7 protein-coding genes are annotated in these 11,453 nt (G+C 73.4%); 5 read left to right on the plus strand and 2 right to left on the minus strand.

Annotated elements, in window-relative coordinates; genetic code table 11:
• Positions 1-10: 10 nt before the first annotated feature.
• Together ABGB17_RS26625 and ABGB17_RS26630 are read right to left on the minus strand one after the other, a co-directional pair.
• Positions 11-1,159 (minus strand): acyl-CoA dehydrogenase family protein, encoded by a 1,149-nt coding sequence (locus ABGB17_RS26625; protein WP_347634242.1) that lies wholly within the window; start codon positions 1,157-1,159, stop codon positions 11-13.
• Positions 1,160-1,165: 6 nt separating this feature from the next.
• Entirely contained in the window at positions 1,166-2,812 is a 1,647-nt protein-coding gene (locus ABGB17_RS26630) for an AMP-binding protein (protein WP_347634244.1), read from the minus strand.
• A gap of 428 nt (positions 2,813-3,240) precedes the next feature.
• Here ABGB17_RS26630 and ABGB17_RS26635 point away from each other — a divergent pair, with 428 nt between their 5' ends.
• The 5 genes from ABGB17_RS26635 to ABGB17_RS26655 all read left to right on the plus strand — a co-directional run.
• On the plus strand, positions 3,241-5,571 hold the full coding sequence (locus tag ABGB17_RS26635) for a TOMM precursor leader peptide-binding protein (RefSeq protein WP_347634246.1): 2,331 nt from the start codon (positions 3,241-3,243) through the stop codon (positions 5,569-5,571).
• Between the two features lie 24 nt (positions 5,572-5,595).
• Positions 5,596-7,131: a SagB family peptide dehydrogenase gene (locus tag ABGB17_RS26640; protein ID WP_347634248.1), complete on the plus strand. Its 1,536-nt coding sequence runs from the start codon at positions 5,596-5,598 to the stop codon at positions 7,129-7,131.
• Positions 7,132-7,337: 206 nt separating this feature from the next.
• Positions 7,338-7,556 carry a hypothetical protein gene (locus tag ABGB17_RS26645; RefSeq protein WP_347634250.1) on the plus strand — a complete coding sequence of 73 codons (219 nt, stop codon included), beginning with the start codon at positions 7,338-7,340 and terminating at the stop codon, positions 7,554-7,556.
• A gap of 183 nt (positions 7,557-7,739) precedes the next feature.
• The gene (locus ABGB17_RS26650; protein WP_347634252.1) at positions 7,740-10,280 is read left to right on the plus strand and encodes a histidine kinase; all 2,541 of its coding nucleotides are present in this window, start codon (positions 7,740-7,742) and stop codon (positions 10,278-10,280) included.
• A gap of 193 nt (positions 10,281-10,473) precedes the next feature.
• A partial coding sequence (locus tag ABGB17_RS26655) for an ABC transporter ATP-binding protein (protein WP_347634254.1) occupies positions 10,474-11,453 on the plus strand: 980 nt, incomplete at its 3' end.

Raw genomic sequence — 11,453 nt, forward strand, 5'->3', positions numbered from 1 at the left:
GTCCGCGGGGTCAGGGGGCGTACTCGCGGCCGAGCAGCTCCCGGGCGATCACCAGCTTGGTGGCGCCCGCGGTGCCGTCGCCGAGCTGCGTGCCGATCACGTCGCGCAGCCGGCGGGCCAGCGGCCGGTCCTCCGACCAGCCGAAGTGGCCGAGGGTGAGCAGCGCCTGGTGGGCGGCCTCGACCGACGCCTTCGGCCCCCACCACTTGGCCATGTTGGACGGGACCCGGTGCGGGAGCCCGGCGTCGTTGCGCCACAGCGCCTCGTAGGCGAGGAGCCGGGCGGCGTGCAGGTAGGTCGCGTGCTCCACCAGCGGGAACGACACGCCCTGGAACCGGCCGAGGGACTGGCCGAAGGCCTCGCGGGTGCGGCAGTGCGCGAAGGCGTCCTCGACGGAGGCGCTCGCGGCGGCCACGGCCATGACCCCGATCAGCGCCCGGGAGTAGTCGAACCCGCGCATGCCCTGCACGAAGCCGAGGCCGGTGCCGCCGATCACCTGGCCGGGGCCGACGGGCAGCCCGTCGAACGCCAGCGTCGCCCGGCCGCCGGCGCGGCTGCCGAGGTCGCGCAGCACGGTGCGGGTGACGTGCTCGCCGGTGAGGGGGGTGTAGAAGGCGGTCACGCCGCGCGAGCGCGGCTCCGGGCCCGTGCGGGCGAACACCAGGCCGTGCGTGGCGTAGCCGCCGAGCATGATGGAGGTCTTCTCCCCCGTCAGCCGCCAGCCGTCGCCGTCGGGCTCGGCGCGCAGTTCGAGCCCGGCCGCGTCGGTGCCGTGGTCGCGCTCGGTCATGCACAGCGCCACGACGGCGTCGCCGCGCGCGATCTCCGGCAGCCACCGGGCCTTCTGGTCGTCGTCGCAGTTGAGGTCGAGCACGCCGCCGATCAGCGCGGCGTTCAGCACCGGGTAGCAGGCGGTGATGTCGCCGCGGGCCAGCTCCTCCAGCACGACGCCGGTGCTGACCGCGGAGAGGGCCATGCCGCCGTACCGGGCGGCGATGCGCAGGCCGAAGTAGCCCTCGGCCGCCATGTCCGCCAGCAGTCCGGGCGGGAAGCGGCCCTCGCGGTCGGCCTGGTCCGCGGCGGGCGCCAGGCGGTCGGCGACGAACGCGCGGACCTTGGCGGCGAGCGCCTCCTGCTCAGCAGAGAAGAGAAAGTCCATGGGTCCTCATTCCGCGTCGAGCCGCTCGCGCAGCACGAATTTCTGCACCTTGCCGGAGGGTGTCCTCGGCAGCGAGTCGACGAGCAGGATCCGCTCGGGCCAGTACTGCTTGGCCATGTCCAGCTCGTCCAGGTGGGCCTTCAGGTCCTCCATGGTGGGCGGCGTGGCGCCCGGCACGATGACCGCGCACGCGCGCTCCCCCAGCCGGTCGTCGGCGTAGCCGACCACGGCGACGTCCTTTACGGCGGGGTGCCGAAGCAGCGCGGCCTCCACCTCCACGACCGGGATCTTGACCCCGCCGCGGGAGATGACGTCCTTGACGCGGCCGGCGATGCGGATGCCGCCGTAGCCGTCGTCCCTGGCGAGGTCGCCGGTGTCGAACCACCCGTCGGCGGTGAGCGACTCGGCGTACAGCTCGGGGCGGCGGTAGTAGCCGAGGCACTGGTTGGCGCCGCGCACCTGCAGGTTGCCGGTGGCGCCGGGGGCGACCGGCTCGCCGGTCTCGCCGTCCACGATCCGCACCTCCATGCCGGGGACGGGCGTGCCGTCGCTCTCGGCGGCCCGCATCGGCGGGTCCTCGGGGCGGGTGACGGTGACGCAGCCGTTCTCGGTCATGCCCCACAGGGCGTACAGCCGGCAGCCCAGCACGTCACGGGACTGCTCCACCAGCACCGGGGGGATGGGAGCGCTGCCGGTCGCGAAGATCCTCAGCGAGGACAGGTCACGCGGCGCCTCGCTCTGCGCCCTGATGAGGTCCATCAGGAACGGCGGGGCGCCCATGAAGAACGTGACCCGCTCCTCCTCGATGATGTCGAGCATGCGCTCGCGGTCCCAGGCGTCCACCTGGACGGCGGTCGCGCCGAGCAGCAGCGGCATGATGAAGTTCCAGGTGTAGCCGGCCTGGAGCGTCGTGGGCGACCCCATCGCGGTGACCTCGTCGGAGGTGAGGCCGAGCACGTCGATCTGCGACTGGTTGGTGGCGCGCAGCGTGTTGTGGGTGTGCACGACACCCTTGGGCTCGCCGGTCGTCCCGGAGGTGAACATGATCTGGGCGATGTCGTCGGGGCGCGCCTCCAGCGCGTCCAGCGCGCCCGGGGTCAGCTCGCGCTCCCACGGGCGCTCCAGCAGGTCGCGGTCGAAGTCCAGCGCGGCGTCGTCCCCCGCGGCGGCCCCGCCGAGCAGCACCCGGCGGCGCAGCGTGGGCACGGTCTCGGCGACCTCGGCGCTCATCCTCGCGAAGGAGAAGCCCTTCAGCTCGGCCTGTCCGATGTACAGGGGGCTGCCGGTGAGGCCGGTCATGTACTCCACCTCGCGGCGGCGCATGATGGTCGCCACCGGCCCGGCCACCGCGCCGGCCCGCGCGCACGCCAGGATCAGCGCGACCAGTTGCCAGGAGTTGGGCAGTTGCAGGGTGACCACGTCACCGCGCCGCACGCCGAGACCGACCAGCCCCGCGGCTAGCCGTTCGACGACCGCGGCCAGCTCGGCGTAGGTCAGGCGCTCGGGCGGGCGGCCGTCACCGTAGCGGCACACCACGGCCGTGCGCGACGGGAAGCGCGACACCGCGTCGCGCATGTCGTCGGCGAGGGTGCGGTCGCGCCACACCCCCTCGGCCCGGAAGCGCTCACCGGCCAGTTCCAGTACCGGAGCCATGATCCGTTCCTTCCATGCAGGCGGCTTTGACTAATAGGGCAATGTCCGGCCGGACGGACTTCGCAGATCTAATTGCTTCTCACCGAATTTTTCGTGCGATTTGCTGGTGCGCACGACTCGAATGCGAATCCGATGCATTGTCGGCCTCCTGGCGGGAATCTACGGTTTCCCAGTCTGCCCGGAGTCACTGCTCACGCCCAGTGACCCGGTCACCTGGGCGGTATGAGAGATTCACACCCGGTATATGAGTGGCAAACTGTTCGCGAGTCCGGCGGCGGACCACAATGCCTTTCAAGGTGTCGCCCGCCGCCGGCCCCGCGCGACGGCACCGATGCAAGCCGGGCGGCGCGACCGATGGAGTGCGCGGCTCGGCGTACCGCAGCGACGTGCCCGGCGAGGGTCGGAGAGCGAGGCACCCCGTGGTAGAGATGAATCAACGGACGAACGTCACCGGCGCGGTGCGCCGGCACCACCCGGCCGACAGGCATCCCGCCGTCCAGGCGGGCACGCGCCGCATCGGCTTCAAACGCCACCTGCGGCCGGAGATCGCCGGGGAGGCCGTCTACCTGCTGTCCGAGCGCGGCACCACCGCGCTGTCCGGGCGGCCCGCGCAGGTCCTCGCGCCGCTGCTGGACGGCAGCCACAGCGAGGAGGAGCTCTATCGCGCCGCGTCCGCCCACCTGCCGCAGTGGCAGATCGACGAGGTGCTCGGCCGCATGAACGAGGCCGGCCTCATCGGCTACCGCACCGACGTGCCCGCGGCCGACACCGGCGCCGAGGCGTACTGGGACCTCGCCGGGCTTGACGGCGACCGCATCACCGGCACGCTGCCCACCGCACTGCTCGGCGTGGTGGCGCTCGACACCGACCCCGCCCCCGTGATGGCCGCCTGCCACGACGCCGGGCTGCACGCCGTGCTCACCGGCCAGGACGCGGACGAGGCCGAGGCCGACCTGACGCTCGTGCTGTGCGACGACTACCTCGACACCGGGCTGGAGCGGGTCAACGCCGCGCGGCTGGCCGGCGGCCGGCCGTGGCTGCTCGCCAAGCCCGGAGGCGCCGACGTCTGGATCGGCCCGGTGTTCCGTCCTGGCGACGGCCCGTGCTGGGAGTGCCTGGCGCAGCGGCTGCGCGGCCACCGCCGCGCCGAGATCTGCCTGCGCCGCACCGCGGGCGACGCCGCCCCTCCGGAGGCCTCGCTGCCGCTGACCCGCGGCATCGGCGCGCTGTCGGTGGCGCTGGAGGCCGCCAAGTGGCTGGCCGGCCACCGGTACGAGGGCCAGGACTCCATCTGGACGCTCGACACCCTCACCCTCGCCGGCCGCCGCCACCCGCTGCGGCGGCGCCCGCAGTGCCCCTCCTGCGGCGACCCGGAGCTGATCGCCCGCCAGGTGCGCGAGCCCGTCACCGTCACCTCCCGCCCGAAGACGGCGGGCGGCACCGGTGAGCGGGCCATGACCCCCGACGAGGTCTGGAAGCGGTACAGCGGCCTCGCCGACCCGGTCACCGGCGTCACCGCGGCCATCCGCCGCGACCCGCGCGGCCCGGCGTTCCTGCACGGCTACCTGGCCGGCCCCAACCTCGCGCTCGGCGCCGGCGACCTCGCGCAGATGCGCGCGGGGCTGCGCGCCCAGAGCGGCGGCAAGGGCGTCACCGACCTGGAGGCCCGGGTGAGCGCCCTGTGCGAGGCGGTGGAGCGGTACAGCGGGGTGCGCGCCGGCGACGAGCCGGTGGTGCGCGACAGCTTCCGCGGGCTCGGCGACGCCGCCGTCCACCCCGACTCCTGCCAGCTCTTCCACCCGCGCCAGTACGCCGGCCGGGACGCGTGGAACGCCGTCAACTCCGGGTTCCACCACGTGCCCGAGCCGTTCGACGACCGCCAGGTGATCGAGTGGACCCCGGTGTGGTCGCTGACCGCCGGGCACCACCGGCTGCTGCCCACCGACCTGCTGTACTACCGCCCCTCCGGCGCGCCCGGCACCGCCTCGGTGCGGGCCGACTCCAACGGCAACGCCGCCGGGTCCAGCCGCGAGGACGCCATCGTGCAGGGCTTCCTTGAGCTGACCGAGCGGGACGCCGTGGCGCTGTGGTGGTACAACCGCACCCGCCACCGGGCGGTCGACCTGGACTCCGCCGGCGACCCGTGGGTCGCGGGCATCCGCGAGCGGTACGCCGCGCTCGGCCGCGAGGTGTGGGTGCTGGACATCACCTCCGACCTCGGCGTGCCGGTGATGGCCGCGGTCTCCCGCCGCACCGGCGGGCCCGCCGAGGACATCATGCTCGGCTTCGGCGCGCACTTCGACCCGCGGATCGCGCTGCGCCGCGCGCTGGCCGAGCTCGGCCAGCTCCTGCCGGTGACGCTCGCCGGCGGGCCGGACGGCACCGGGTACGGCACCACCGACCCCGCGCTGCTCGCCTGGTGGACCGGCGCGACCGTACGCGACCAGCCCTACCTGCTGCCCGACGGCGCCACGCCGGCCGTGGCGGTGGGCGACATGCCCTGGACGCCGCGCGCCGACCTCGCCGACGACGTGCGCCACATCGTGGAGCTGGCCCGCGGCAACGGCCTTGAGGTCCTCGTGCTCGACCAGACCCGCCCCGACATCGGGCTGCCCGTGGTGAAGGTCGTCGTGCCGGGCCTGCGGCACTTCTGGGCGCGGTTCGCCCCCGGGCGGCTGTACGACGTCCCGGTGCGCCTCGGCCGCCTGGCCGAACCCACCGCGTACGAGAACCTCAACCCGGTTCCGCTCTTCCTCTGACCCCGACACGAACAGGAGACGAGTGTGACCATCACCGCGGACACGTCACCCGACGGGTTCCCGCTGTGGTCGTTGCGCGAGGACGTGCACGTGGAGGCCGACCAGGCCGGCGACGTGGTGATCCTGCACAGCCGGTGGGGCGACGAGGTGGTGCGCCGGCCCGGGCGCGCGGTGGTGGAGGCGCTGCACCGCATGAGCCTCGGGCCCGTCTCGCTGGAGAACGCCGTCGGCGACCCCGCCGACCGTCCCGCGCTCGACCGGGTGCTCGGCCGGCTGCGTCACCTGGTGATCCGCTCGCTCGGTCTTGACCAGGAGCGGCCGGTGATCTCGGTGGTGCCGCTCACCCCGCGGGCGCGGTTCGGCCCGGTCGCCCCGCGGCCGGGCCGCGCCGTGCGCATGTCGAGGTTCGCCGTGCTGCGCGCCGTGGACGGCGTCTACCACCTGGAGTCGCCGCTGTCGCTGCACCGGGTGGTGCTGCACCGGCCCGAGGCCCTGTGGTGCCTGGCCAAGCTGAGCCGCCCGCTGACCCCGGCGGCCGCGGCGGCCGCGATGCCCTGCCCGGCCGCGCCCGCGATGGACATGCTGGCCTACCTGATCGGGGCCGGCATGCTGGTGCAGGCCCGGCCCGGTGAGACGGGCGGGCCGCCGGTGTTCGCCGAGGACACCGACCCCGCGCTGGTCACCTGGCCGCCCGAGGACCTGATGTTCCACACCCGCTCCACGCTCGGCCGGCACGACCACGACTTCGGCGCCACCTATCCGATGGGCGAGCGCTGGACGGTCGAGCCGGTCACCAAGCCCGCCGCCCGGGAGGGCGAGAGCGTGCCGCTGTATCGGCCGCGGTGGGAGACGCTGATGGCGAGCGACCCGCCGCTCACCGCCGCCGTGGAGGGCCGCCGCCCCACCCGCCGGTTCGGCGCCGGGGCGGTGACGGCCGACGAGCTCGGCGAGCTGCTGTACCGGACGGCCCGGGTGCGCTCGCTGCTCGCCTCGCCCGGCGAGCCCGGGGAGGTCACCAGCGACCGGCCCTACCCGAGCTTCGCGGCCTCCTACGAGCTGGAGCTGTACCTGGCCGTCGACCGGTGCGCGGGGCTGCGGCCCGGCGTCTACCACTACGACCCGTCCGGCCACCGGCTGGATCCGGTGCCCGCCGCGCAAGCCGACGTGCAGGAGCTGCTGGACCGGGGCCGCATGTCGGCGGACCTGACCACCCCTCCCCCGGTGCTGATGTTCGTCACCGCGCGCTTCCGCCGGGTGACGTGGAAGTTCACCGGGCCCGGGTACGCGCTGGTGCTGAGGAACACCGGGGCGCTGCTGCAGACGCTGTACCTCGTGGCCGCGACGCTGGAGCTCGCCACCCGCCCCCTCGCCACCGCCGACATCGACGTGACGGCACGCGCGCTCGGCACCGACTGGCGCACCGAGTCGTGCGTCGGCGGGCTCGCGCTCGGCCGGCCCGCCGACGGGCCGGGGCGCGTGGAGCGGCGCAGGCGGCCGGTGAACGACCCCGGCTGGCCGGAACTCGCCGCCGAGCTGCTGCGGCGCCGTCGCACCCGCTGAGTTACCCCAGCCCCACATCCGGTGAAACGAATGCCGACGTGACCGCGAAGATTATGTTACGGCCCGGATTAAACAAGAGAATATGTAATCACAAAATGGTTACGTGATAAATTCACAAAGGCAGGATGATCCAGGGGACTATTCGCATCCCTTCGCCGTGTAGAGAATTATCAGCAACGGACGACGTGAAGTAAAGAGGAGATGAGATGTTGACCACCGGACACCACAAGCACGGTCGCACCACGACTTTCCCGGGTACGGCCTCGCACCGGCAGGGCGTCTCCACGGGTCACCGGGCCGCCTCGGCCGCGTCCGGTGGCACCACCCGCTCCCACGCCCGCGACCAGCGCTCCGCCGACCAGTTCGTCATCGAGCCGCTGGACGGTTCAAGCTCCGCGTACGCGCTGCCGACCTACTGCGGCTGACAGCGAAAACCTCCACGGCGCCCGGCCGCCCTGAAACCCACGGCGCCCAGGAGGAGGACGGCGTGGTGCGCATGGGCCTCACAAGGCCCCCGCCCCGGCGCACCCCGCCCGGCTGTTCACCCACGGCGGCCCTCCAATACCCTGACACGGTGCCCGTTACGGCCCCCAATGGAGGCAGGGGAAATGGGAGCGCTCCCCCCCAGGGGCGAGTCGAAGAGCGGCCACGTACCCGGCGACCGGGAGGCGGACCGGCCCCGATGGCCCGGAGCCGCCCCGGAGGAATGGGCGCCGCGTGTGGCCGTACCGGTGACGCTGGCGATGCTGACCGGGTTCGCGGCCGTCACCGTCATCAACGTGCACGCCACCGTCTCCGGCCAGGCGCCGTTGCTCGGGTTCGCGATCTGCCTGGCGGTGGTGTTCCCGCTGCAGATGGTCCACTCCCTCGGCCGGCCGCTCACCTGGCCCGCCCGATGGCGGGTGCTCACCCTGTCGGCCCAGGCCCTCGCCACCTACCTGCCCTTCCTCTGGGTGGGGCCGTCGTGGGGGGCCATGGCCGGCTTCCTCGCGGGCTCACTGCTGCTCGCCGTGCCCGGCAGGGTGCGGTGGGTGCTGTACGCGGCGGCCGGGGCGGGCGTGCTGCCGGCGCTGGCGTCGCAGAGCCTCACCCCCCTCGTCATGGCCTACGGGGTCGGCTTCACCCTGCTGACCGGGGTGGTGGTCTACGGCATCAGCTCGCTGGCCGCGCTCATCTCCGAACTCCTGGCGGCCCGGGACCGGCTCGCGCGCATGGCCGTCACACGCGAACGATTACGGGTGGCGCGTGACCTGCATGATCTGCTGGGGTACAGCCTGTCGGCGATCACGCTGAAGAGCGAGCTGACCCATCGGCTGCTACCGGCGAACCCGCACCGGGCACAAGAGGAGATCACCGACATCCTGGGGGTCGCGCGCCAGGCACTGGCCGACGTACGCACCGTGGCCAGCGGATACCGCACCATGTCCCTGGCCGGAGAAGCCGAATCAGCCGTCTCGGTACTCACCGCCGCCGACATCGACGTACAAGCCACCATCGACACCCCACCCCTGCCCCCCGCACTGGAAACCGTCATGGCCACCGTCATCCGCGAGGCCATCACCAACATCCTGCGCCACAGCAAAGCCCAGCACACCGTCATCCACGCCACCCTCCACACCACCCCAGACGGCCACACCATCCACCTCCACATCGCCAACGACGGGCTCGACACCTCCTCCCCCACCCTGACCGGCACCGACGAGACCACGGATGGCACCACGCCCGTCGTCCACGGCAACGGGCTGCGCAACCTCACCTCCCGCCTCGCCACCGCCGACGGGAACCTCGCCTCGCGCACCACCCCCGACGGCTGGTTCCACCTCACCGCGACGGCGCCGGTGGAGCGGCTGCCGGCCGGGGAGGCCGCCGAGGACACCGGCCCGGGGCCGCTGCACTTCCCGCGGCTGTCCCGCGGCCGCGCCGAGGAGGAGCCCGAGCGGTCCGACACCCGGCAGTGGGCGCCGCGCGTGTCGGTGCCGATCACGATGGCGGTGCTGGCCGGCTACGCGTGCATCATGCTCGTCAACGTCATCGACACCGGCGTCGGCGTCCCCGGGATGCTGGGGTTCGCGGGCTGCCTCCTGGTGTCCTCCGCCCTGCAGGTGGCCCACTCCTTCGGCCGGCCGCTCGGCTGGCCCGCGCGGCTGCGCGCCGTCACCCTGTCCGCGCAGGCGGCGGCCAGCTACCTGCCGCTGCTGTGGATCGGGATGCCGTGGGGGTCGATGGTCGGCTTCCTCGCCGGGTCGGTGCTGCTGGTGGTGGCCGGCTGGACGCGCTGGGCGCTGTACGGGGCGATCGTGCTGGGAGTGCTGCCGCTGGCGCCGGCGTACGGCGTGACAGGCGCCTATCTGGTGTACCTGCCCGTCTCCAGCCTGCTGACCGGGCTGATCGTGTACGGGATGAGCTCGCTGTCCTCGCTGGTGGCCGAGGTGTCGGCGGCCCGGGACAAGCTGGCGCGGATGGCGGTGACGCGCGAGCGGCTCCGGGTGGCGCGTGACCTGCATGATCTGCTGGGGTACAGCCTGTCGGCGATCACGCTGAAGAGCGAGCTGACCCATCGGCTGCTACCGGCGAACCCGCACCGGGCACAAGAGGAGATCACCGACATCCTGGGGGTCGCGCGCCAGGCACTGGCCGACGTACGCACCGTGGCCAGCGGATACCGCACCATGTCCCTGGCCGGAGAAGCCGAATCAGCCGTCTCGGTACTCACCGCCGCCGACATCGACGTACAAGCCACCATCGACACCCCACCCCTGCCCCCCGCACTGGAAACCGTCATGGCCACCGTCATCCGCGAGGCCATCACCAACATCCTGCGCCACAGCAAAGCCCAGCACACCGTCATCCACGCCACCCTCCACACCACCCCAGACGGCCACACCATCCACCTCCACATCGCCAACGACGGGCTGGACGCCCAACCTCCGCACCGCGGGGTACGCATGGCCGCGCTCCCCTGCGGCGAACCGGCCCCGGCCTCCGGCGCCACTCCCCCGGTCGCCCACGGCAACGGCCTGAGCAACCTCATCACCCGCCTGGCCGGCGCCGGCGGCCGGCTCAACGCCCAGGTCACCTCGGACGGCTGGTTCCACCTCACCGCCACCGTCCCCCTCCCGGACCCGCCCAGCTTCACCTCCCGCGACTGACGGTCGTCGTCGCCGGCAGGGTTGGGGGGTGCCGTTCTTTTGGGGTCGGCGAACCGTGCGCCTTTACATTGTAGATTTTTTGCGCTTCCGGGCCTCCGGAGAGGACGCATCGGGAGGGCGGGCTGGTAAGGAAAGACTTAGTTAGTCTAGCCTTACCTAAGTTCGGATCAGCGATCACGCGGAGGGTGCGGTCTTGGGTGCCTCGGTGCCGTCGGGCGGGGACGTCCTGCGGCGTGCCATCGGAGGGCAGCGGCGGGACGTGGCCGTGGGGTCGGCGCTCGGCGCCGCCCACCAGGCCGGAGAGGCGCTGGTCCCGGTGCTGATCGGCATCACCATCGACCAGGGGGTCGCCGAGGGGGACCTCGGGGCGCTGCTCGCGCTGCTCGGCGTGCTGGCCGTCGTCTACGTCGGGTTGTCGTTCGGCTTCCGCTTCGGCGCGCGGGCCGGGGAACGGGCCGCCGAGCGGGCGGGCCACGACCTGCGGGTGGCGCTCGTCGAACGGGTGCTGCACCCGGGGGGCGGCGCCGAGGAGGGGCGGCTGCCCGGCGCGCTCACCGCCATCGCCACCGAGGACGCGCGGCGGGTCGGCGCGGTGAACATGGCCGTGCTGTCCGGGGTGTCGGCGCTGGCCGGGCTGCTGGTGGGCGCCGTCGTGCTGCTGCGCATCTCGCTGCCGCTCGGGCTGATGGTGCTGCTCGGCACCCCCGTGCTGCTGTGGCTCGGCCACCTGCTGAGCAAGCCGCTCGAGCGCCGCAGCGAGGCCGAGCAGGAACGTGCCGCGCACGCCTCCGGCGTCGCCGCCGACCTGGTGGCCGGCCTGCGGGTGCTCAAGGGCATCGGCGCCGAGGCCGCCGCCGTCGCCCGCTACCGCGCGACCAGCCGTGAGTCCCTGGCCGCCACCGTACGCGCCGCCCGCGCCGAGGCCCTGAGCAACGGCGCCGTCCTCGCGCTCACCGGAACGTTCATCGCGGTGGTGGCCCTGGTCGGCGGCCGGCTCGCCGCCCAGGGCGACATCACCCTCGGCCAGCTCGTCTCCGCCGTCGGCCTCGCCATGTTCCTGCTCGGCCCCCTGGAGGTCCTCTCCTGGGTCACCACCGAACTCGCCCAGGCCCGCGCCTCCGCCGCCCGCGTCGCCGGCGTCCTGTCCACCCCGCCCGCCGTCCCCCCCGGCAC

Source organism: Sphaerisporangium sp. B11E5 (genome assembly GCF_039871875.1).
In the GTDB taxonomy this organism is placed as follows: domain Bacteria; phylum Actinomycetota; class Actinomycetes; order Streptosporangiales; family Streptosporangiaceae; genus Sphaerisporangium.

Excerpts from the sequence above, each read along its gene's own strand:
- ABGB17_RS26635 (WP_347634246.1), top strand. The coding sequence starts at position 3,241 with ATGAATCAACGGACGAACGTCACCGGCGCGGTGCGCCGGCACCACCCG.
- ABGB17_RS26625 (WP_347634242.1), bottom strand. The coding sequence starts at position 1,159 with ATGGACTTTCTCTTCTCTGCTGAGCAGGAGGCGCTCGCCGCCAAGGTC.
- ABGB17_RS26650 (WP_347634252.1), top strand. The coding sequence starts at position 7,740 with ATGGGAGCGCTCCCCCCCAGGGGCGAGTCGAAGAGCGGCCACGTACCC.
- ABGB17_RS26645 (WP_347634250.1), top strand. The coding sequence starts at position 7,338 with ATGTTGACCACCGGACACCACAAGCACGGTCGCACCACGACTTTCCCG.
- ABGB17_RS26630 (WP_347634244.1), bottom strand. The coding sequence starts at position 2,812 with ATGGCTCCGGTACTGGAACTGGCCGGTGAGCGCTTCCGGGCCGAGGGG.